This is a genomic window from Candidatus Lokiarchaeum ossiferum (genome assembly GCA_025839675.1).
Lineage (GTDB): Archaea > Asgardarchaeota > Lokiarchaeia > Sigyniarchaeales > Promethearchaeaceae > Lokiarchaeum > Lokiarchaeum ossiferum.
This window is the reverse complement of record CP104013.1, coordinates 3,188,034-3,211,914: the sequence shown is the minus strand read 5'-3', so window position 1 is coordinate 3,211,914 and position 23,881 is coordinate 3,188,034. Positions and strand designations below refer to the sequence as shown.

The 23,881-nt window shown below is 29.4% G+C and carries 17 protein-coding genes, 2 tRNA genes, 1 rRNA gene and 1 pseudogene; 10 read left to right on the top strand and 11 right to left on the bottom strand.

Annotation, left to right across the window (positions count from 1 at the left end):
* The first annotated feature begins 9 nt into the window (after window positions 1-9).
* Together rpl4p and NEF87_RS13625 are read left to right on the top strand one after the other, a co-directional pair.
* Window positions 10-807, top strand: a complete 798-nt coding sequence (rpl4p, locus tag NEF87_RS13630) for a 50S ribosomal protein L4 (protein WP_457916234.1) — start codon at window positions 10-12, stop codon at window positions 805-807.
* A gap of 4 nt (window positions 808-811) precedes the next feature.
* Entirely contained in the window at window positions 812-1,078 is a 267-nt protein-coding gene (locus NEF87_RS13625) for a 50S ribosomal protein L23 (protein ID WP_371801972.1), read from the top strand.
* Between the two features lie 199 nt (window positions 1,079-1,277).
* Here the strand turns inward: NEF87_RS13625 and NEF87_RS13620 are convergent, their stop codons facing one another.
* The 5 genes from NEF87_RS13620 to NEF87_RS13600 form a co-directional block, all read right to left on the bottom strand.
* Complete coding sequence (locus tag NEF87_RS13620) at window positions 1,278-2,804, bottom strand: hypothetical protein (protein ID WP_457916233.1); 1,527 nt, start codon at window positions 2,802-2,804, stop codon at window positions 1,278-1,280.
* Between the two features lie 441 nt (window positions 2,805-3,245).
* Window positions 3,246-5,273, bottom strand: a complete 2,028-nt coding sequence (locus NEF87_RS13615) for an ATPase, T2SS/T4P/T4SS family (RefSeq protein WP_457916232.1) — start codon at window positions 5,271-5,273, stop codon at window positions 3,246-3,248.
* Between the two features lie 537 nt (window positions 5,274-5,810).
* On the bottom strand, window positions 5,811-6,116 hold the full coding sequence (locus NEF87_RS13610; protein ID WP_371801969.1) for an ArsR/SmtB family transcription factor: 306 nt from the start codon (window positions 6,114-6,116) through the stop codon (window positions 5,811-5,813).
* A gap of 3 nt (window positions 6,117-6,119) precedes the next feature.
* The gene (locus NEF87_RS13605) at window positions 6,120-7,325 is read right to left on the bottom strand and encodes a Cdc6/Cdc18 family protein (RefSeq protein WP_457916231.1); all 1,206 of its coding nucleotides are present in this window, start codon (window positions 7,323-7,325) and stop codon (window positions 6,120-6,122) included.
* 669 nt (window positions 7,326-7,994) lie between these two features.
* Window positions 7,995-12,119: a PKD domain-containing protein gene (locus tag NEF87_RS13600; protein ID WP_457916230.1), complete on the bottom strand. Its 4,125-nt coding sequence runs from the start codon at window positions 12,117-12,119 to the stop codon at window positions 7,995-7,997.
* Window positions 12,120-12,387: 268 nt separating this feature from the next.
* Here NEF87_RS13600 and NEF87_RS13595 point away from each other — a divergent pair, with 268 nt between their 5' ends.
* The 4 genes from NEF87_RS13595 (at window position 12,388) to NEF87_RS13580 (ending at window position 14,497) form a co-directional block, all read left to right on the top strand.
* Window positions 12,388-12,588, top strand: a complete 201-nt coding sequence (locus tag NEF87_RS13595) for a 30S ribosomal protein S17e (protein WP_371801966.1) — start codon at window positions 12,388-12,390, stop codon at window positions 12,586-12,588.
* Window positions 12,589-12,604: 16 nt separating this feature from the next.
* A complete protein-coding gene (locus NEF87_RS13590) occupies window positions 12,605-12,997 on the top strand; it encodes an Sjogren's syndrome/scleroderma autoantigen 1 family protein (RefSeq protein ID WP_457916229.1) in 393 nt (130 codons plus the stop codon).
* A gap of 46 nt (window positions 12,998-13,043) precedes the next feature.
* Window positions 13,044-13,121, top strand: a tRNA-Glu gene (locus tag NEF87_RS13585).
* A gap of 71 nt (window positions 13,122-13,192) precedes the next feature.
* The gene (locus NEF87_RS13580) at window positions 13,193-14,497 is read left to right on the top strand and encodes a MiaB/RimO family radical SAM methylthiotransferase (RefSeq protein ID WP_457916228.1); all 1,305 of its coding nucleotides are present in this window, start codon (window positions 13,193-13,195) and stop codon (window positions 14,495-14,497) included.
* On the opposite strand, the gene NEF87_RS13575 is transcribed toward NEF87_RS13580, so the two are convergent.
* The gene (locus tag NEF87_RS13575; protein ID WP_457916227.1) at window positions 14,494-15,516 is read right to left on the bottom strand and encodes a hypothetical protein; all 1,023 of its coding nucleotides are present in this window, start codon (window positions 15,514-15,516) and stop codon (window positions 14,494-14,496) included. The two genes, NEF87_RS13580 and NEF87_RS13575, sit on opposite strands and share 4 nt — an antisense overlap.
* A gap of 943 nt (window positions 15,517-16,459) precedes the next feature.
* Between NEF87_RS13575 and NEF87_RS13570 the strand changes: the two genes are divergently transcribed.
* Window positions 16,460-16,885 (top strand): hypothetical protein, encoded by a 426-nt coding sequence (locus tag NEF87_RS13570; protein WP_457916226.1) that lies wholly within the window; start codon window positions 16,460-16,462, stop codon window positions 16,883-16,885.
* A gap of 771 nt (window positions 16,886-17,656) precedes the next feature.
* Here NEF87_RS13570 and NEF87_RS13565 read toward each other — a convergent pair.
* From NEF87_RS13565 to NEF87_RS13550, 4 genes and pseudogenes are all read right to left on the bottom strand, one after another.
* Window positions 17,657-18,232, bottom strand: coding sequence for a GTP-binding protein (locus tag NEF87_RS13565; protein WP_371801961.1), 576 nt, complete (start codon window positions 18,230-18,232; stop codon window positions 17,657-17,659).
* Between the two features lie 2 nt (window positions 18,233-18,234).
* Window positions 18,235-19,134, bottom strand: a complete 900-nt coding sequence (locus tag NEF87_RS13560) for a hypothetical protein (RefSeq protein WP_457916225.1) — start codon at window positions 19,132-19,134, stop codon at window positions 18,235-18,237.
* Window positions 19,135-19,150: 16 nt separating this feature from the next.
* Window positions 19,151-19,900: a hypothetical protein gene (locus NEF87_RS13555; protein WP_457916224.1), complete on the bottom strand. Its 750-nt coding sequence runs from the start codon at window positions 19,898-19,900 to the stop codon at window positions 19,151-19,153.
* A 9-nt stretch (window positions 19,901-19,909) separates the two neighbouring features.
* A pseudogene (locus NEF87_RS13550) lies at window positions 19,910-20,152 on the bottom strand (roadblock/LC7 domain-containing protein); the annotation flags it as partial.
* 560 nt (window positions 20,153-20,712) lie between these two features.
* Between NEF87_RS13550 and NEF87_RS13545 the strand changes: the two are divergent.
* The 3 genes from NEF87_RS13545 to NEF87_RS13535 all read left to right on the top strand — a co-directional run bounded on the left by NEF87_RS13545 (window position 20,713) and on the right by NEF87_RS13535 (window position 22,651).
* A 16S ribosomal RNA gene (locus NEF87_RS13545) occupies window positions 20,713-22,207 on the top strand.
* Window positions 22,208-22,291: 84 nt separating this feature from the next.
* Window positions 22,292-22,364: transfer RNA gene (locus tag NEF87_RS13540), tRNA-Ala, on the top strand.
* A 155-nt stretch (window positions 22,365-22,519) separates the two neighbouring features.
* On the top strand, window positions 22,520-22,651 hold the full coding sequence (locus tag NEF87_RS13535; protein ID WP_457916223.1) for a hypothetical protein: 132 nt from the start codon (window positions 22,520-22,522) through the stop codon (window positions 22,649-22,651).
* 7 nt (window positions 22,652-22,658) lie between these two features.
* On the opposite strand, the gene NEF87_RS13530 is transcribed toward NEF87_RS13535, so the two are convergent.
* Window positions 22,659-23,873 carry a redox-regulated ATPase YchF gene (locus tag NEF87_RS13530; RefSeq protein ID WP_457916222.1) on the bottom strand — a complete coding sequence of 405 codons (1,215 nt, stop codon included), beginning with the start codon at window positions 23,871-23,873 and terminating at the stop codon, window positions 22,659-22,661.
* Window positions 23,874-23,881 lie beyond the last annotated feature (8 nt).

Here is a 23,881-nt window from a genome sequence, read left to right as displayed (position 1 = left end):
GTGTAAAATATGGCAAATCAAAAAGAAAAAATTAATATCCTTGGATTAGATGGAAAGGAAAAAGAATCGATTGATCTTCCAGATGTATTTTCCATTACACCTCGTTTAGATCTTATCGAAAGAGCAGTTATTTCAACAGAAGCTGCTCAAAAGCAACCACAAGGGCGAAATCCATTAGCTGGAAAGCGAAATACTGCATTAAGTTGGGGGACTGGTTTTGCATCTGCAAGAGTTCCTCGATTACGTGGTTCTGGGTATCCTGGTGCGCGGAGTGCTGCTTTTGCACCTGGTGTTGTCGGTGGGCGTGTAGCTCATCCACCTCGAGCAGAAAAAGTAACAATTAAACGAATTAATCGTAAAGAAAAGCAATTAGCATTATTATCTGCTATTTCTGCCACCGAGAAACGGAATCTTGTTCAGAAACGAGGACATGCTATTGAAAAAATATCTTCTTTACCGATAGTTATTGATGATAAACTTCAAACTCTTAAAAAAACATCTCAAGTTATTGATGTTTTTGAAAAAATCGGATTAATTGATGAAATGGCAAGAGTGAAGAATAGTGTTACAATTCGAGCAGGAAAAGGAAAACGACGTGGTCGGAAGTATAAACGAAGACGTGGTCCTTTGGTTGTAATCAAGGAAAATTTTGGTATCTATAAAGCTGCACGGAATATTCCTGGAGTTGAAGTTGTCAAAATTGATAATTTGAATTGCAATCTGTTAGCTCCAGGAACCCATTCTGGACGTTTAGTCATTTGGACTCAATCAGCATTCAAATCTTTGAATAAATATGAGGTGAACTAATAAAATGTCAGTGAATTATTATTCTATAATTTTGAAACCTTTAGTCACAGAAAATACATTCGATTTAATTGAAGATCATAATAAATTGGTGTTTATAGTTGAACGAAAAGCGAATAAATTCCAAATTAAAGAGGCTATTGAAAAATTATATGATGTTAAAGTTGTAAAAATTAACACTTTAATTCATTCAAATGGAAATAAAAAAGCCTTTGTAAAACTTCATCCGAATAATTCGGCAGCAGATCTTGCAATTAAGTTAGGTATCTTCTAAATTTCTTTTTTTATTTTATTTTTATTTTAATTTGTTCATTAAATTCTCACGTGTGTAATTCTGTGCAAGTATAGCATCCTACCCATAATTGTTATTCAGATAAATGAGTAATTTACTACTATTCAATCATATTGGATGTCTGAAGGTGGACTTTATTTCATTTTTTCTATCAAAAAATCTTTTTCCAAAGACAATGTTTTCAAAGGATTGTATTTTGGAGCAAAATATTCGAAATTAGATTAAAAATAATGTATAAAATAATTACGAGAAAATCTATTTTTTTGAAAGATCGTTTAATATAAAAACGATTAAAAGAAGTAATATTTATAATAAGAAATAGTAATGAAATTACTCTTAATACAAGAGATATCGATTGATTGATTGCTAAAGTCGAGTATTCAAAATAGAAATCTTGTGAGCTGTTTACTACTTTTTGAAATTCAACTATCGTTGCTTGAAATTTGATGATAAATGGAGTTAATATGCCAAGTATTAAAGCAAGAAGCATTTTGAATAAATTTGACTTAGAATAGGCATTTTTGAAAGCAACTTCTTGCTTGTTTACTTGAACTTTATGAGAATTAATTTGAATTAAAGTATCAATTAAAAAATTATATCCTTGTGAAGAATCATTTTTAAAAAGTTTTAACAAGAAATTTAAAAATTGACTTATTTCACTGTTCTGCAAGGTTTGAGACATTTTATTTAAAAAATGTTCAAGAGATAAAAATTCAAGAGAGAAATTAAAATTAGATAATTTTAAAATTTCTTGAGATTTCGGACCTATGCTTTTAAAAGCTTCAAATATTGCAATTTCAGGAGAACTATTGATTAAATTTCTTCCTAAAATCAAGAAAAAGTCTAAAAATGTTTCAAATTCATTTTTTTTTTTTTTTTTCAAATTAGATACATCGCCTAGCAAATGTATTCGATTATCCAGCACATATTTTAAAATAATTTCTTGTGCCAAATAATATATTAAAACCAGCATTAACATAGTTTTAAAAGAAATTGGGTATGTTGCTGCAAAATAAAAGACACCAATTGGATAAAAAATCGAGAAAAAGAAGAAAAGACTTAATCTTGTCTCGAGAGATTGTATAAACATTTCTATTTTTTTTTCATAAGATGAATTAAATTCATCTAATTTTGATACAATTTTTTCATCAAAATTGAATTTGATCATCGTTTGGAAAAATTTGGTAAAAGCAGGAGAGTAAAAGATTAATTTTTCCAGACTTTTTTTTGAATTTTTACCTAAACTAAGAGAATAATAAACTTGATCTATATTTGGGGATAATTTTGGACCGTAAGTCAACATTTCTAAAATTAATATTTCCCTATCTTTAGTTTTTGAAACATTTTTTAAAAATATCTTAATTTGGACCACCAAAAATTGTAAATGATTTATTAAACTATATTCCTTCACCTTTATTTGATTCTTGAAATAGTTTTTCAAGTAAGTGAAGATTAAAAAACCGATACATATCAAAAATATTAAATAAATCATGTCAAATTGCCAAATATAATGTGCTATACATAAAACAATAAAAAATCCCATTGATAATAGATAAGCTCCTTGCATCTGTTGACTTTTTGTTAAATTATATTCAACTCTAATAATATCCTCATAAACTATTTCTTGCTTGCTTTCAAAATTGTTTTTTTTTGGGAGTTTGGAACATAAGTGAAAATATGTGTCATTGATTATTTTCGAAAAATTCATGATTTAGCACCTCCTTAAGAAAAAATTAGTGAAATCACATTTTTTTCTTTAAGGAAGAAATATTGGTTAATCTGGTATGAATTAATTGTAATATTTAGTTCGTTGTTGAAAATTAAATGCCTAAAGATCGGAGATTTTGTTTCGTTGTAATAAAAATTCAAATATAACGTAGTTAAATTATTCAAATTTTCGTAAAAGACAGTAATCACTCCTTGGAATTCAAAATAAAATATCTGAGATTCGTTATTGTCTTCCTGAAAAATTTTAAAATTTTCTGCCAAATTTAATATATCAGAATCAATCTGTTCTAATTCTACTGTATTTTCAACTGATATTGTAGAAAAATTATTTTCCAAAAAAAAAAATAATATTGGTGCAAAAACTAGGATGGAAATTAAACCAAATACCATTAATAGCATCTTATCCAAAATTTGATTGATCTTAATTACCTCCAATCATAGGTTCAATTTCATTCAAAGATTTTAAAATTCCTTGTGCTAAGTTAAATTTAGATTTTTTCGTTTCTTTAGATTTCTGGATTAATTGATATAGAGCATCTTCGATAGTATTGATAATATTCTGGTATTTATAATCTGTGAGATTTAAATAACTATTCAATTTCTTGAAAAGATTTGAATCTGTGAATGGAATAATTTGTTTCCATTTATTAGAATTAGGGAAATATTTAAAGAAGTCATTTATGTGTAGCGAATCTTCTCTTCTGTTATATATAGTTTCACAAATGGACAGGATTTTTCTCTGTTGTCCTATTTTCTTCATCAAAACAATTATTCCAAGATCATTAAAACAACTTTTATCAATATTAAAATGAACTATCCATCGATTAATTAATCCTTGAATTGATGAAGCATGAGTTGTCTGAATACCTTTCAATCCTGCACTCAAACAATGAAATAATGCATCAGATTCTGATTTGTTAAGAATCTCTCCCAAAATAATTATATCTCCTGAACGGTGGAGCAATTTATATATTTCTTTTTCTTTTCCTCTGTTTATTCCGTCTAAATCGGACTCAACTACATATTTTAATTGGTGATTTTGACTTATTGGTATTTCTAAGCTCTCCAATGTTTCTTCAACATATATTTTACGGAAATTTTTCGGAATCATTAGATCAATAGAATTAAGTAATGTTGTCTTCCCTGAGTTAACTTCACCCGCAATTGTGATATTTATTCTATTTATGATACAAAAAATTAAAAAACTAGCCATTCTTACGCTTAAGGTGTTCAAACTTATAAGATCGATTATTGAATAAATATTTTTATTCATTTTTCTAATGTCAAATGAAAAATTTTTCCAATGTGATGGAAATATATCAATTGAAAATCTACAGTGGAAGTATTTATTATTTATAGAATGGATTAAGCTGGGGGATTTTTCATCCAATCTTTTTTCACTTTCAAACCTAAGATGGGTTTTTAAAGCTTCTATCTCAATTTCATTTATACATAATTTGGTAATACATCTCCCAAATTTTTGATGGTTTAAATAAATAAATGCTTCAGCGGAATCAAGAAATATTTCTTCGATAAACGGGTCGACTAAAAGAGGAAATAATTTTTCAACTTTCAAGTATTTTAACGCTAGGATCAGACTTAATTTTGTAATTTCATCTACTCTAATTTCAGGAAAAAAATTCTTGAATGAAGATTTTAATTGGATCTCAATATGATCAATTTTTTCGGCTAAATTCGAGAAATACTGGAATTTAAGGCTTGATAACTTCGTTTTGAAGAATTTTTTGAAAAAATCTAATTTTTGACTAAGTGAGGGTGATATCAAATTTGTAACTTGATATAAGTTTTCTATTTCATTTTCAATTTTAAAAATTTTAACTAAAAATATATTTTTGTGTAAACTATATTGTTCAATCTCACTGTAAATGTGAGAATTTGACTTAAGGTTATTTTCGACACTAATAAGAGAAAATGAAGGTAATATTCTCACTATATCTCCTAAGGAAGGATGAAATAATCCATATTTTTTTTCAAGTAATGAGGCAAATTTTGATTTGCAATATATTTTATTAATTAATTTGTTTTTTTTGTATTGTTTTTTTATGCAAGATTCACATATTTTGTCAAGATTATATCCTTCTTCATGCAAATCTTTTGAATTTGGCACGTTTTCATTTTTTAAACATCTGAAAATGGATTGAATTGTTATTTTTTCTAAAGGATTAATTAGTTTGCTATTGTATTGACATTGTAAAAGTGCGATTTTACAATTTGAACTAAGATCTCTTTTACGAAGATCAATTAGAAAGTTACTTAAGTATACCAAGACCTTTGTTTCGGAATTATCCAATACTCTCCAATTTATTTGAATATCATCATAAGATTTTTTAGATAATTCCAGTAACTTATCAACTATGCAAGTTAAACACAATTTTTTATCGTCACTGGGAAAAGAAGAGCAATTCAGGCTTAAAATTCTTTGATCCATTTCATTCTTTAAGGAAGAATTTAAATTATTCTTGCATTTTTTCATCACTCTTACATTCTAAAATTCTTTAAAAAAAACGATTAAAATAAAATTGCAATAGACATTGAAATTAAAAAAATTGGCCCCAATTTGAAAATTGGAGAGTGTTTTTTTTTTTTTTGAATTAATTTTGAGAAAAATATTATCATAAAAAAAGAAATGAAAAATTGAACTCTATCAAATAGTTGATATGGGAATATTATCGTATGTTTGTTAGAATGTGCAGAGATATAAAATAAGAAAAGTAAAATCGTCTTTAAATCTCCACCACCGATTATGTTTTTATTCCACAATATGAAAAAAATAATAACAATAATAAAATTTTGAAACATTTTTCCAATTGAAGGTGTGATTTTTTCATTATAAGAAAAAAAAAAGAAAATTCGAAGGAGAATTCCCCATATAATTGTAAAGTTAAATATTTTTCCAAAAACACAATCTTCTATGGAAATTATTACTAATAATAGAAAATATGATAACAATAAAATTTGTTCGCTCTCATAACTCCACATTTTTTTGTTCCCAAAATAGAATTAAATTTTTTAGAGCTCTAGCGTCTAAATTATCATTTTGATATTCAAAAATCCGAATTCTTCCAAATTTTTTTTCTCTAACAAATTCTATTGTTTTTAAGAAATTCAGATGGTATTCAGCACTTGAATGGCTTGTGCCTGCTAAGGAAATAATTTTTGAAATATTCATTTCATTTCTTAATGCCAAGATCTTAACTATCTTCGCTCTTCCTTTCGAGGAAAAAATTTCTTCAAACAAACCTGTATTTACCATTTTTTTTACAATCAGCATATTTCACCTACCACAGTAAAAATTTTTCAGTTTTTGATTCAATTCTTCATTTAAAATGTTCAGGGGTATATCATTAATTGAACAAAAAGATTTCCTTCCTTTCATATTTTTAGAAATAGTTACAATTTTGATGAGATTCAAATTTCGTAATTGTTGTAAATTTTGCCATATTTGAGTGCTTTTTCTGGGCAATTGGTCATATTTTTTACAAGTATTCAAATAATAAGGATTAAGTTGATTTAGTGTAATTCTTTTTTCCTTATTTTCTATGAAGTATGTAGTAATTGAAAAAAGTATAATTGTTTGATGCATATTTAATATTCCCAAAGCATCATCCTGTAGACTTGGGATTAGATTTTTGATCGCTTGGTGAATTTCGTCATAAGATACTATTGTTTTATCTTTGATTTCTGCTATTTTAACTGCATTTCTCACTATGTTTAATCCCTTTCTAATATCTCCTGAATCTTCGATTTTTTCAGATATTATCATAGTCAATTTAGATGGAAATACTCCTTTTTGAATTGATTTATTAATTCTCTCTTCTAAAATATCATTTATTTGCATTTTATTATATTTTTTTAGAGAAAGAATATTTCCTTGTAATGTGCTGATGGTTGATTCGTCTAAATTTCTTAAAAGGGTGATATCCCGAACAATATATAATAAAGAGAGAAACGAAGAATCTTTTCCTGTAGTATCATTTAATCTAGTTAAAGCGTATATCAAATCATAATCTGAGCTCTGTATATGATTCATTTCATCCAATACTAAGAATAAATATATTTTATTCTTTTCAAGATATTCTTGTAGTATAGTCATTAATTCTTGAGGAGAGAAACCTCTTTTAGGAACTGGATACGATAGTGTCAATAAAATTTGTTGAAGTATTTTAAAATGTGTTCTTTCTTTTCTGCAATTAATATGTACAACTTCAATTTTTATATTTCGTTTTTTCGCACTTCTTTTCAACATTATTCCAAAAGTACGCGCTATCGCTGTTTTTCCAATTCCCACATCCCCTTGAATTAACAATTTTCTTGTTATTTTAAAAGGATTTTCTATTAATTTAATGAAAATTTTTGATAAAATTATTAATTCTTGTTCTCTGTGCAAGATGTCTTCTGGAAGATAATTTATATCGAGATATTCTTCATTAATAAATAAATCCTTGCAATAAAATTGTTGTTCTAGGTAATTTTTGTTCAAAGTTGTTCCCCAATTGCTCAAAGTAATTGATATGAAATTTGTCGGCAGCCAACAAAAATAACATGTGTCTGATGATTTTTCGATTTATCATCATATTGGAGAGTCAAAAAAATTCAGCACTTCAGAAAATTTAATCTCAATCCAATCATAAACATTCCCTACAATTCCTATTAACATAAGAAATAGAATCAAACTTAATGCAATCAGTAAACCTGATTCGAGCATTGACCCTCCTTTTTCATCTTTTAGAAGTAAATGAATCTTATTTTTTATTTTTCTCAAAATTTTCATTATTGTTTTTATCTTTTTTTATATTAAAATGTCGAAATTTTTTAAACATCATCTATTATTAGACTTACGTTTAGGATTTTGAGATTTACATTGTTACTTAACAATGAGAAACTTCGCTTCTTAATCTCGAACAAGGTAAGAAATTGATGAAAATCAGAATCTTAGAATAGAAACGGATTTGGTAATCAAAACGATGAAGGTGCATTTTCCTGAGATTTTGTTTTCCTTGAATTGAAACGACTAAGATCCTTGAAGAAAGGGAAAAATTTGCATTTAGTTTGTCGAGAAACTGCAAGAGACTCCCGAAAAGTCGGATATCTCAATCTATATGATACAAAAAAGCGGGTAAAAAGTCCATAAACGTTCTTTTTTTCTAAATTAAATCTTAATTGAATTTAGAGCAACCAATTTAATTTTTTTCTTCCAATATTTTCTGGTAAGAATTGAAATTGTTCCAATAACGCTCGTTATTATCGAAAACGGAAAGATTTCAATCCAATTATCTCTTTTGATATCTATATTTAAACTAAAAATATCTTTGTCTCCATCATCATCTACAACAATAATAGAAACAACATAATTTCCTGGTTTTTCATATTGTTTAATAGGATTAATTTCTTTAGAAATGCTCCCATCCCCAAAATTCCAGGTCCAAGTTATATTTCCATTACCATTTGTTCCATTAAAATAAAACTGGATGCCCTTCCCAGTGACAAATGATGAACTATTAAAATAGAAGTGTGCAATAGGTTTTAGATCGGGATAAATATTTATAGAATTCTTTTTAGTTAAATAATCTATATCTCCATCGATATCAGAAATAAACAATGATATGGAATACTCTCCCGGATGTTCAAAAGAAACAATCGGATTTTGTAAGGACGAATTAAGGTGTTCTCCAAATTTCCAATAATAGGAAAGATTTCCATTACCTAAGCTTCCAGTAAATGTGAATTGAATACTTTCTCCAGCGATACTTGTATTTTGTGAACAAGTAAAATTCGATTTAGGATGAATATCAGGAATAATGTTCACCACGTTTTCTTTTGTCAATGTTCCAATATCTCCATCTTCATCCATGATTTGTAAAAAAACAGAATAAATCCCTGGATATTCAAAAGAAACAATCGGATTTGGTAAGGACGAATTAAGATGTTCTCCAAATTTCCAATAATAGGAAAGATTTCCATTACCTAAGCTTCCAGTAAATGTGAATTGAATACTTTCCCCAGCGATACTTGTATTTTGTGAACAAGTAAAATTCGATTTAGGATGAATATCAGGAATAATGTTCACCACGTTTTCTTTTGTCAATGTTCCAATATCTCCATCTTCATCCATGATTTGTAAAAAAACAGAATAAATCCCTGGATATTCAAACGAAATAATCGGATTTGATAAGGATGAACTAAGATGCTCTCCAAATTTCCAATAGTAAGTAAGATTCCCATTTCCTAAACTTCCAGTAAACATGAATTGAATACTTTCTCCAGCGATACTTGTATTTTGTGAATAATTAAATTCTGCTTCTGGAAAATAGTCTGGTAAAACTTCAATATAATTTGATAATAGTTTGAAATTTATATCCCCATCGAAATCAGTCACTTTAAGTTTAATTGTGTAGTTTCCAGGAATTGAATACCTTTTTTTTGGATTTTCTTCATTACTGGATGTATTATCTCCAAATTCCCAAGAGTAAGTCATTTTTTCATTTCCCATTGTCCCATTATAAAAGAATTGAACTTCTTCTCCACCTATAATTTTATTTTGTAAACAATAGAAATCCGCTACTGGAAGAAAGTCTTCTAAAATAATTATAAAGTCATCTTTTTGTAAAAACATTGTATCTCCATCAGAATCTGTAATTTCAACCCTAATTGAAAAAATTCCAATATTATTATAGCATTTTACAGGATTTTTTTCCGTAGAAAATGTTCCATCCCCAAAATTCCACATATAAGTTTCATTTCCATTACCAATTGTTCCATTGTAAAAAAATTGAACATCCTCATTTGCAACTATTTGTTTTATTGGACAAAAAAAATCAACTTCTGGAACCAAGTCTTCTAAAATAATAATAAAGTTGTCTTTTTGTATAGAATCTTTATCTCCGTTGGAATCAATGATACTTAATCTGATTGAATAAGATCCAGAGGCATTGAAAACGACTATCGGATTTCTTTCATGAAAAATTAAATTCCCGATATTCCATTCAAATAAATTCACACCATTTCCTTCTGTTCCATTAAAAAAAAAGAAGATTTCTTCATTTGTCAAAAATGATTGGTTTGAACTATTAAAATCTGCAATAGGAAATATGTCTGTTTCAATATTAATTATCTCATTTTGAATAATTAGATCTGTATCTCCATCACAATCTGTAACTTCAACACTAATTGAATAACTTCCCGTATTATTATAAGTTTTAACTGGATTTTTTTCCATTGAAAATGTTCCATCCCCAAAATTCCATAGATATGTTTCATTTCCATTACCAATCGTCCCATTATAAAAAAACAGGATTTCTTGGTTAATTATTAAAATTTCATTTTTGAACCAAAAATTTGCAATTGGCAGTTCGTCGAATAATATTCCAACTAGATCATTTTTAATAATTTGGCTTGAATCGTGATTACAGTCAATTATAGTTAAGGAAATAGAATAATTGCCCTGTGTATTGTACCTATGCGTTGGATTTTTTTCATTTGAAGAAAAACCATCTCCAAAATCCCATAAATACGTACAAGGTCCATTTCCTTCATCACCAGTAAATATGAAATCAATGGTTTCATTTTGAATAGTTAAATTTTGACTGATTTCAAATTTTGCTAAAGGTATTCTATCCTCATCTACCAATATATAACCAACTCTATTAAATGTATTATTATAACCCTCAAAATTCAATGTTGTCAAAGTAATTGAGTAATTTCCAGGGAATAAATATTGATAAACAGGATTTATTTCTGTGGAATATCCTATTCCATCCCCAAAATCCCAAAAATATGATTCTGGATGGTAAATGCTATAATTCTCAAAAAGAAACTGAATTTTTTGTCCCAGAATGATTGATGTTGAGTTGACAGTAAAATTAATTATTGGGAGGTTAATCGTAAGTATATTAGAAGTTGCAGAAAGCAGTACTTCATTACCAAGAAACGTTATTCGGGAATAAAAATACGAATTTTGTAAAAACTGAGGAAAATTTTCAAAAATAGACCATGAAGTTACAATTTTCATAATAGATGGATATTTTTCAATAATATTATAGTCGATAGATATCCAAATATCCCCATCAAAGAATTCCAAGTTTAAATTGGATTTTTCTATGCTTTCCAAGGAAAAACCCAAATTTTCCTCAACTAAAAATGATATTTCTTGATTTAAAGTGATATTTCTTAAGTACAAATTTAAATCAACTTCCTCTTTATAGAAATGGAAATATTTACTGTAAGATTGGACGTTATATTCGAAATTATCTAAACTTAGATTAATATAATATTCACCTTCGATTTTTGGAAATTCAAAATAAATACGATAAAAATCTTCTAATATTTCACACTCGCTCCAATTTAAATCACTATTGAATAACCAAGTGAAATTCTCAATTATAAACGATTTTCCCCATTGATCTAATAGTTGAAAATCAAAGAAAAATTTTATATCATACGACATCGGGATATTGGTACTGTTTAAGGAAGATATCTCAACATATTTTGCCTTGATATTCATAATTAATGTTAAATTTGAATTACAAAAGAATTTGGTAAAGTCTAGAATAAATGTAATATTATAAGTTCCAACCGATAATTGTCCAAATTTTGAGATATTAAGCGTTAATTGGCCATCTTGGATTAATGAACTCATATTTTTTGATAAACATGTGATTTCATTGGTAATAATACACAATACTTCCTTAGTAGGATACATTTTTTTGCTATTTTCAGATGCTAAAATCGTATTATTTAATAGATAGTTATCCCCTATCTCGAAGCTATAATTGGACAATGAATTTTGAAAGGATGGTTCATATTTTTGTAAACTAATTTCGCAAAATGTTTTTATTAATGAAGCAGCATTTATTTCTCCTCCAATCCATAAATAGAAGATTAATGTGACCCAAATTTCTTTTGTATTCTCAAATGAAAGATTGAATAATTCTGATGAATTTAGAACTGTTGTGAAATAAGAAACTTGTTCAAAATCGTGTAGCGATGAATCATTGGTTGGAATTGGTATGGTTGTCAAGCTACTTGAAAACATGGTATTTAATGAACTATAACTATTTGGCTGGTTCTCTAAAAATAAAATTTTTATCTCAAAAATTGAATTATTATCACAATAAAGATTCCATTCAGCTGTGATATTGATATTTTCATCTGGAAAGTAACATGGCTTATCTGTCATAATTGCAGGAGGAGCTGGGAATATCCATGCATCTACCATTTCAAAATTTTTGATTAATATTGTGAGTAATAAGATGTAGAAAAAAATTTTTTTTTTCATCAAAAATTTTTTCAAAGTAATTATTAAAACAACACCTTTTTTTTTGGAGGGATAAGTGGGAATTTTGACTTGATTTTAACTCTAAAAAGTAAGCTCTCAATCATACTGTGCAAAATTTCATTGAATTTCTTATTTTGGAATATTTCTTTATTTTTCATGCTGCGCATCAACGCAACTGTTTTTTTAATAATATTATTTTTCTTCTTTTTAATATGTGAATCACAAAGTTCAAATTTTTTTATGATTTTAGAATAACTAGGTGATGTAAATGGGGAAAGTAAGACCCGTTTTTATTAAAAAAGTCTCTAAAGAATTAATTGAAAAATATCCAGAAGTTTTTAAGAAAGATTTTGAAGAAAATAAAAAACTACTACCACGTTATACCGTTATTCAATCAAAATTAGTAAGAAACCGAATTGCCGGATATATTTCACATTTGATGAAAAATCAAAAAGCTAATGAAGAGTAATTGAAATTCGATTAAAATGAATAGTGATAGAATTGTAAAAGATATGGCAAAATTGCTTCGGAATGGAGCAACGATGCTAGATAAAGAATGCCCGAAATGTGGTAAAATTTTGTTTAGGCTCAAAACTGGTACAATTTTTTGTCCAAATTGTTCAGATACAATTAAATCATCAACAAATATTGAACGAAATTCTGTTGCAATTCATAGTAAAGAAAATGAAAATTCAAAGGATTCAGGTTATTTTTATGATTTAAATAACATTTTTTCAAATTTAATACTAAAGTTATCAAAAAAACTGGATAATTTAGATGATAATGTGTCTATCGCCCAAATTCTGAAGAATATTAATAGTTCGCTGGAGATAATATCTAAATTAAAAAACCTTAAAAATTTAAAAAGGGATTTCTGAAACATAAATGATTTAAATTATCCAAAATTAGAGTCACTATATATAAGCTTCGATAGTGTAGTTTGGTCAAGCATTTAAGGCCCTCACCCTTGAGACCTGGGTTCGAATCCCGGTCGAAGCACCACTAATTATCTAATAATGGTTTTTTAAATTATCATCTATTTTGAATTGAATTTACAAATGAAAGTGAAACTTTTGAGCTCTACACAAACTAGTTCTTATTGTATCCATACTTATGGTTGTACTTTTAATGCTGGAGATTCATTAAAAATTGCACAAATTATGAATGATCATCATTTTTATAAAGAAACTCTCGAAAATTCTGATTATGTGATAATTAATACTTGCGCCGTAAAGCATTCTACTGAAATAAAAATTATCTCTGAAATAAGAAAATTAGTATCTACTTATCCAGATAAGAGTTTTATTATAACAGGATGTTTACCTTTGATTGATTTAAAAGTTGAAAATCTAATAACTGAATTAATTAAACCAAAAGGATTCATATTGCATCCGCATAAAATAGGAAATATTGTTGATATTATTAAGAATGGTGGAAATTCAGAAAAAATCGACCAAAAATTTACTCCCATGCGAGATAAATCATGTCTCGATATCGATTTTTCATCCTACGGTAAAAAATCCGCAATTATTCAAATTTCTGAAGGATGCAATAACCATTGTACTTATTGTTGCACAACCAACGCAAGAGGCAATTTAGTTTCATTCAATTTTGACAATATTGTTGCTCAAGTTTCCAAGTTAGCTTTTTCTGGAGTAAAAGAGTTTTTCTTTACAAGTCAAGATTTGGGTAATTACAAGTTTGAAGGAAAGAAGTTGCATGATTTATTGAATGCCATAACTAAAATCGAAGGAGAATTTCTGATACGTTTGGGTATGTTGAATCCTGATTATCTAATAAATAACTTAACTGAATTTAAAGAAATTTTTAATGATCCTAGGTTTTATCGGTTTCTTCATATCCCTATCCAATCTGCAAGTAATATGGTTTTATCAAATATGCGTCGGCATTATTCAATCGAACAAGTAGATTCGATTATTAAAGAATTTCAAAAATTTGATCCACTCTTTTCTTTCGGAACAGATATTATTGTCGGTTATCCTACTGAACAAGAAAATGATTATCAAAAAACAAAAGAATTCATTTCTGAGTGGCAACCTCAAGTTTTAAATATTTCAAAATATACGGTTAGACCTAATACTGATGCAAAAAAATTAAAGCAGCTACCTAGTCAAATAATAAAAAAACGCTCTCAAGATTTATCTAAAGTTTATTTAAATTACTCAAAAAAGAAAAATCATAGTTGGCTGAACTGGAAAGGTGAAGTTTTTGTTAATGAATTCAAAAAAGACCAAAAATATCCATATATGGGAAGAAATCTGTATTACGTACCTGTTCTTTGCAAAGAGGCGAAACTGGGACAAAAAAAATCTCTAAAAATTATAGATTTTATAAATCACTCATTGATAGGGTGTTAAGGGAAAAAAATGGGCTTTAGAATCTTCACGTAATGATCTCTAATTGAATATTCTGCTATTTCCATTGCATTTGACGCTGATTTTTGGGTTAAAATTGTTTTTGTATTATTTTCTTTTGCAATCAATTTATCAGCACAATATATTACTGCTCCCGCTAAAATAAATGGATTTCTTGCTCTTCGAACATTCAGATCGAGTAATTTAAGTGTTGAGTTGCATTTTGTTTCTAATTTTCTTTTATATTCTTCCTTTGTCCATGAAATCCCTTTTTTCTTCATCCGAACACATATTTCAGAAGAATTAACTATTGAATTTACAAACCTATTAATATAGTCTTCACTTTTATGAGGTCGATTTATTTTTTCATTTTTCATAATAAAGCATTTATAGGTGATGCTATCTCTAATAATTAATTTTGGATTGATTCTATGGCCCATAATTGTAAAAACCTTACAAATTTCTTTAATACTGATTGGAGCATTCTGTGAAAATTCTCGAGATGAATAATATATACAAAATGCGATTAATGATACATGATTTCTAATGTTGGTTGCTTTTTTTTTTATGGATTGATAAAAATAGGCACTACGATTTTTAACATTATCTGATAAATTCATATACTGAGTTATTCTGTTTAAAATGCCAAGTATTCTATAATCTGTTTCATGATTTTTTATTTTAATCGGTAAAGAATATTGTTTTTTTAATTTACGAAACTTTTTTTGTTGAGCAGAAGGTAATATCATATTTCTGTGATCAAAAAAAGAATTACTTGAGTAATATCCTATATGGCTACCTAAAGTGCAAACATTGTCGATCGTCTTTCCTATTGAAACGAATTGATCTCCTGCAGATAAATCAGTATTCTTTATTTCGTTATATTGGTAACTATCCATCAATTGTAAATCGTTTATTATTAACCCACATTCGACACAAACATTCTCGTGGAGATTTTTAATAACACTTCCATGACATTCAGGACAGATTTTATAATTCTCAATTTTATATGTATTGTTCATAAATAATCCTCAAATGATGAATTATTCTGTAATTTTTAATGGATTGTCCTAAGTTTCAAACTTCTTGAATGATAATACTATTCTATTGATTGAATGATTGGTTCTAGAAGCTTGAGAGTAAAGTGAAAGTAAATTTTAAGAAAATTGAGAAATTTGAAGTCATTTAAAAATAAACTCGAAATTAAAGTATGTGTTATTAAGGAAGGAGAAAATCGCAATTGATAGTTTTCTTATTAATAATGATATTTTATACTATGAATATTCAAAAAGAGTAAGTTCATATCGAGGGGTTATAATTAAAAATTTATCTGGATTGAAAGTGATCTTTAAAACATTTCAGAAATTTCAAGTTAAAACATCTCTCTCGGTAAAATTATATTTAAATCCATCAAGAATTGTATTATTTTTCCATATTGATGGTAAAAATAAAAAAGAAGTGTTTGAAACCCATAGAAATATTAAAACTCTTTTAAAGTGCGACTTTGAAAATAAAGATTTATGTATTCTTGAAAATAAGGAACTGGAAAAGAATTTTTTCTTGCAAATTGAAAATTTTCAGAAATTAAGTAGAAATTGTAAAATTGCATACGGTGATTCTACCTTTATATTATTTAATCAAGAAAATTCAAAAAAAATATCTTTTGCAATATTTCAATTTACTAAACTAAATTTTTCCAACTCGAATTTAGTTTTTTTCTTGGATCTTCTAGAATCATTAAATATAGATGCTTTTCTAACTTTCAAATTTACCATTAAAACGAAAATTAATCCAATATTGATATTAAAAACATCTGATCCTGAATCTATTCAAAAATTTACCCAAATGGTTCAATCTCATGAAATTGATATACAATTAAAAAAAAAGAACTTGAGTATACGCACATTCCTAAATCTTATAAAAAATACAACCAATCATATTAGAAAAATAGAAAATTGTGATTTAATGCTTCAATCTCTATCATATTTCGAGAATTCTTTCATAAATTCTGAATATATCCCAAATCAGACTGATGGTTCAATACTTTCCAGAATTAACGAATCATTACTCGAGAAAACAAAAAAGATATTGATATCTAAAGAAATTCAATTTAATCAAGAGGGAGATGGAGAAATCTGTATTCCTTCCCTTCAAAGTGTAATTTTAATTCAAGAAAAACTAAATTTAAAGGATTTTTCAAATTTTTTAATAAAATTTTATTCCCGTATGAGGATACTAATCGTCATTCTTGAAAAAAATTGTGATATACAAAAATTGAATACCAAAACTGTTCTATTTAAGTTAAAAAAAATGGTACTATTATCAAAATCTGAATTAGAAACAAAATTAATTCAGAAATTTTACCAAAGTCAAATCGCCTTAATAGGATAAAATTAGATAAATCAAAAATTTTTTGGAAAATTTTTTTAATATCCATAAATTCTGTTACTAGATCGTGGGAATCTAGGCAATTCCTTGAAACTCTATATTGAGTGGAGCCGTGCCTATAGCGGACTTAGAAAACTTTAAAGAATTATAACTTTAATAAAAAAGATTATCTTACTTGTCAATGATGCACTTGCTTTTTGAGATGGATTAGGTTGAATCTTTTTCTGTAGGGAAAGAGAAATCTGCTTAGAGATCAAAATCGGTCAGGCCAGGGATGGAGCAGCCGTAAGATCACTAATTCATGCACAATTGGATGGGTGTTAAGACCCAAGAAAATTTGATTTATTAAGGGATTAGTTTTGAGGAGTTGATCACTTATTCTCAAATAATTTCTAAAAAAATGAGAGAGACATTCAAAATTGACAAGAAAAGAACAATAAATTTTGTGAATTGTAGATAAAAATCAATAATAGTCATTCTCATTAAAAAAAAATCTTGAAAACTAAAAAAGAAGCTATTTTCAGTTAAAATCCTTAGGAAAATTCTAAAATTTTTAATTTTTTCGATTTCCAAAAAAAAATAACTGCCCAACACCATAAAAATTAGAAAAATAACGACTTTTCCAGTAAATCCCTCTGTAATTGATATTAGAAAGGACAAAAGGATAAGAATTATTGTATAAACAATTATTTTTTGAAATGAAATCTCAATATTATAGAAAATAATTGAGAACGAATAAAAATCAAAAAAATCAGTGAGGATTTTAATAGAAGTTCAACTCTTGATAGTTATTTTCGGAAATATTTGAGCTAACATCCTTTTAAAAGCTTGAAGCACATCTTCTGCCCTTGATGCAATCGTTTTAATTATTTCTACTTTATTGTAGCTATTTAGGTTAAGATTTTTAATTATTACATCCGTATCCAATAATTCTGGGAGATCCTGCTTATTTAAACAAACAATTAAGGGCATATTATTTAGACTGTTTTGATAATATCTGTTCAATTCATTCCATGAAGAAATATTATCCGATAGATATTTCTTTTGTGAATCTATGATAAATACTATTCCATCTGCTCCAGATAATGTGGCGGGTCTAGTTGAAGCATAAAAATCTTGACCTGTGGCTGAGTAGAGTGAAATTTTTACTGTCCATTCTCCTCCTTTAATTTGAAGTGTTCCAAAATCGAAGAAAAGTGTACGTCCAGTTGTAGTTTCAATCGAAGTTAACAAATCATTTCTACCATAGCCTGAAAATAAACTTTTTAGACTGGTTGTTTTTCCTGAGAGGGCACAGCCATAATAAACGATTTTGATTTGAATTTTTTTTTCATTATAGTTAACAATCATTTTTATCCCCATAAACTTTCAAATGTATCAGTAAAATTTGATGTCTTTTTCGCATCAAGAAGTGTAAAAAAATTTATTTTCCAATTTTTTTCAATAAATTCTAAAATTCTCCCAATAGAAGAAAACTTATAGGCTATTGTTGAATAAATTGTCCTTGTTGAAATTTTAGTAGAGAAACCGAAAGATTCTATATTTTTTAATCTATTTAGCACACTAAAAGTTCTTTTACATGCCTGGAAAAAATTAATGATCTCTTTTTTTAAGATATTTTCTTTTAACTCTAATTCTTCAAACGAAAAATCCATAAGTTCTTCTAAATCAGCTTCTGAAATCTTGCTTTTTTTATAGCTTTTTGCAATCACTCTTTTCATTTTTTCTATGGAAATTTCAGTTCGATTTATTGCATTCTGAAATAACCATCTTTCAAATGTTAAATCTAATGGGTGAAATTTCCTACCTATCACTTCTGCCTTTATTTTATTGTCTGTGATATCTATTTTTAAAAAAAAATCATGATTGATATAGAATTTATTCCATATTATTTCATTTACTTTTCGATTTCTTTCATTATCAGTGCATCCAACTATCCATGAAAAAAAGATTTCAGTGAGATTAATGACCTTGTTAACAGAATTGGGAAAGGAAATAAAAAGATTTCTTTCTGTTTCAATATCAACTTCTTCATTTTCAATCAGTGCCTGATAATCGTCATTATGAATAAAATCATCAAAAAATATCAATATATTTCTAAAAGGCATGAAACTAGTTAGGGAATTAATCAGTTCTTCTACGATAAACTCATCTGAACCTATTATTAAAATTGGAGTGCGATTTAATAAGCTTTGAAAAATTAAGGACACCTCTTCAATGTTTGAAGATGACAATATTTCAATTATGTTCAATCAATATTCTCTCCTTTTAAATAATTAATTCTGAAAAAAGATCTTGAAATGATGGAATTTTAGCTGAATTACTTTCGAGATTAATATTTTGGAGAATCCCCACAATTTTTTTACAATATCTCGGTATGATTAATCTTAGTAATCCCAATTTTTGTCGACCTTTAGCAATAGTTGTAGAAAAGATCCCATTGCCAACTTTATTTATAAATTGAAAACATTCCTTGCATTCTAACAAAATCGATTCTATATGCATTTTTTTCAAAAGCCATGCACATTTGTCTGCCGTCGAAAATAAAGAATAACTCATTGTGGCTTTTGCATCAATATCCATCAATTCCATAATATTTGGATTGATTTTTTCAGCAATTACAAATCCTCCTTCATAAGTAATAAATGCATCAATTAGATCCAATGTATGATTTGAAAATTCTTTTAAGACATTAGTCAAGTTTTGATTCAATTCTTTAGAAATATTGAATGAAAAATAAGCAATTGAATCATTGTATGATAAATTTTCCTTAACATCAATTGAATCAAACATATCATTAATTTTCTTTTCAGAAAAATGTCTAAGAGGGGGGATAAAAGATTCTCCGGATAAAATCAATGACTTTTTTATGTCTATAATGTTGTTCCGAGTTTTTAGAAATATACTTCCTAGGTTTATCATCTGTTGTGTCGTAATTGCGAGAAAAAATTCATTATTATTTCCCTGAAGTCCTTGAGCTTCAATAATTTTCCTTAATGTTTCACCTCCATAATTCATCAAAGGAGAAAGCAGTACCTTAGCTTTCTTTCCCTCTATTAAAATATATTTCAGATTGTCGTCATGAAGATGAATTCCACAATTAAATATTGCTGAAGTGGCTGCAGAAATGCTGAAGATTTCATCTTTGGAGAGCCAAATTCCAGAATGTTGGATAGGATTGCCATCTCGTTGGGTTAGTACAACATTCTCTACCCCCTTAGTGTTTTTGATTTTATCTAAGTTAAGTTTTACTTGTTCAAGGAGCTTTATTTTATATCACCGATACTGGTTTATTATTACTCCCCTTTTTTATTTTTAAAATACTTCAAAAATTTTTAAAACAAAAATCGAAAGTTAATTGCAATTCAATTAAAATAGTAGAATTAAATTTATATTTGATTTTCTCTTCCCAAAAAAAATAACAATCAGAAAAATTTAAATAAAATAGTGGAGGCTGGAAGAGATCCCCTTTTTTCTCGAAATGTTAAAATTTATTAGGGAAGATTCAAATTCAGATTTTTAGAATGAAGTTTCGATATGTTTAAATTATCATCTTCATTGTATATTTTGTAATCGATTTAATTGATTATACCTAACCCATGTCTTTATCGGCGTGAGTGTGGATCACGGCATAGCCATTGATATGAAACACTCCTTTCCATCGACTTGGGAAAACATATGAAGTCCTTTTACACAGTAGGGGGACCGATGTAGTTACAACGAAGCAACGGGCAGGTAAACTCTCTGAGTTAACCTGCCAATTCTTAAACTTAAGTTTATAACGATAGCGAGATAATTTAACATTTGGAAGGATCGAGAACGAATTAATAACTCTGGTTGATCCTGCCAGATCCGACTGCTATCCGGGTAAGACTAAGCCATGCAAGTCGAATGGAACAGCTTGTTCCATGGCGAACTGCTCAGTAACAAGTGATCAACTTACCCTTCAGTGGAGCATAACCTCGGGAAACTGAGGCTAATTCTCCATAGTTGGAACTGCCTGAGAGGGTTTTCCATCGAAAGATATTCCCAATTGCGGGATGTTCGCTGAAGGATAGGATCGCTTTCGATTATGGTAGTTGGTGAGGTAATGGCTCACCAAGCCTATGATCGATAAGGGCCGTGAGAGCGGTAGCCCTGAGATGGATACTGAGACAATGATCCAGGCCTTACGAGGCGCAGCAGGCGCGAAACCTTTACAATGCACGTCAGTGTGATAAGGTTACCCGGAGTGCTAAGAGAACAACTTTTAGCTGTTATAGGTGTGTAAATAACCCTATGAGAAAGGAGAGGGCAAGGCTGGTGCCAGCCGCCGCGGTAAAACCAGCTCTTCAAGTGGTCGGGAATTTTATTGGGCTTAAAGTGTCCGTAGCCGGTTTGAACAGTTCCTGGTTAAATCTGGTAGCTTAACTATCAGTCAGCTAGGAATACTATCTTACTAGAGGGTGGGAAAGGCTTGGGGTACTCCGGGGGTAGCGGTGAAATGCGATAATCCTCGGGGGACCACCAGTGGCGAAGGCGCCAAGCTGGAACACGCCTGACGGTGAGGGACGAAAGCCAGGGGAGCGAACGGGATTAGATACCCCGGTAGTCCTGGCCGTAAACGATGCGTGCTGGGTGTTGGAAGGGCTATGAGCCGTTTCAGTGCCGTAGGGAAACTGTTAAGCGCGCCGCCTGGGAAGTACGCTCGCAAGAGTGAAACTTAAAGGAATTGGCGGGGGAGCACCACAAGGGGTGAAGCCTGCGGTTCAATTGGACTCAACGCCGGGAAACTTACCGGGGGCGACAGCAGAATGAAGGTCAGGTTGACGACCTTACCAGACAAGCTGAGCGGAGGTGCATGGCCGTCGCCAGTTCGTGCCGTGAGGTATCCTGTTAAGTCAGGCAACGAACGAGACCCACATGCTTAGTTACCACCAAGAGCCTACGGGTTTGTTGGGAACACTAAGCAGACTGCCATCATATAGGTGGAGGAAGGAGTGGGCCACGGCAGGTCAGTATGCCCCTAATCCCCCGGGCCACACGCGGGCTGCAATGGTATGGACAATGGGTTGCGACTCTGAAAAGAGAAGCCAATCTCGAAACCATATCTCAGTTGGGATTGTCGGCTGTAACCCGCCGACATGAACGTGGAATCCCTAGTAATCGTGTGTCATCATCGCACGGTGAATACGTCTCTGCTCCTTGCACACACCGCCCGTCGCTCCATCCGAGTGCAGTATAGTTGAAAGTTGGTCCTCAGGGTCGATTTAAAATTGTGCTGCGTGAGGAGGGAGAAGTCGTAACAAGGTAGCCGTAGGGGAACCTGCGGCTGGATCACCTCCACACCATTAAGTAGGGTCATAACGACCCTACTTTTCTCTTTAGAGAACTGTAATAATTTTTGTATTTTTAATTTTATTTTCAATAGGGCCTATGGCTCAGTTGGTAGAGCACCTGACTTGCACTCAGGGGGTCGGGGATTCAAATTCCCCTAGGTCCACTTTTAGCATTTTTCAAATTTCTTTTTTTAAATTAGTAATAAACTTTTTGTAATAAAATTTCTATTGGCTATTATTGCGAGTTTTTTAGCTCTACAGAATGTTAGCTTAATTTTGTACCAATTTTTTTTTATTTATTCGATCTTTCTTTTAATTCATGGTCTTTTTACCTATGCAATTATCTAATTGGTCTATGGATAATTATAAATTGATATTACAATTATTCAGTGCTGGATTAATCATTCTTTTACTGGTATATGTCGGACTTTCATCCAAAGAAAACAACTAATTTTTTTTCATTTTGATTTTGCTGCGGATACTATTTTAATGACGTCATTATTTTGTAATTCATAATTTTCCCCCAATCTCATTTTTGTGCGCCCATTTATTCCATAAATAAAATTTTTGGCTAAATCTGAATGGATTTTATCATTCACAAACTCTTTTAGTTTGGTTCCGTTTTGCACAATATATGCATCTGGAAAAACATTTCCGTCTTTGTCTGAAAAATTATGAAGATCATAAACAGGATAAGCAACAATATTATCTAGCACTTCTAAAACTGCAGAATTAAGAACTTTCTGAACTCCCGTTCCCTCATACTTGTCAAGGATTTTTTTTTGAATTTCTTCCAAAGATTTTATCTCAGTGGGTGTTATTAAATCAGGATTAGTTATTTTAAAAGAATTGTCTCCTGGCAAATATTCAATTACATTACGTTGTTCGAATTGCCTCAACCAATATTCTGCCAATGCACTGCATGGAATTATCCTTTGTTTCAACTGAGTTTTTAAATTATCGTAAATTTTTGCGCTATATGGTGTGTCTATCTTGTTGGCAACGATCAAAATTGGTTTTGATACTTGCCGTAGTTTTGATGCAAAATTCAAGATATCTTCGTCGGACCACATAGTTAAATGTTCAAAATCCAAGTTTAGTTCTTGCATAGCTTTGATAATATGTTCTTTTTTGATAGAAATTCCTGATAATCTCTCTAATAACATTTCAAGGAACGATAATTTTTCTTGCTCGATTTTTCGAACAAATTTTCCCCAATCTTTTCGAGTAATGATCTCCCGAAACCAATAATTGATTTCTTTTTCTAAAAATAAAACATCATCCATTGGATTGTGGCTTCCTTTTTTGACATCTTGTCCTTCAGCATTTAAACTTCCAGATATATCAATTACATGAATCAATACATCTGCTCTCGAGAGATCGGATAGAAATTGATTTCCTCTTCCTTTATTTAAATGAGCATCTGGAACCAATCCCGCAACATCTAATAATTTAATTGGAATAAAACGTTCTCCATTGATGCATTGGGAATTTTTGGGATTATCATCAACTGAAAACTCTTTGCAAACACATTTCACACGAATAGCGGATTTACCCACATTAGGTTTTATCGTAGTGAATGGATAATTCGCAGTTTTCGCATTGGTTAGACATGCTGCATTTAAGAAGGTACTTTTCCCTGAAGAAGGTTTTCCTACAATTCCAATTAACATAAGTTATA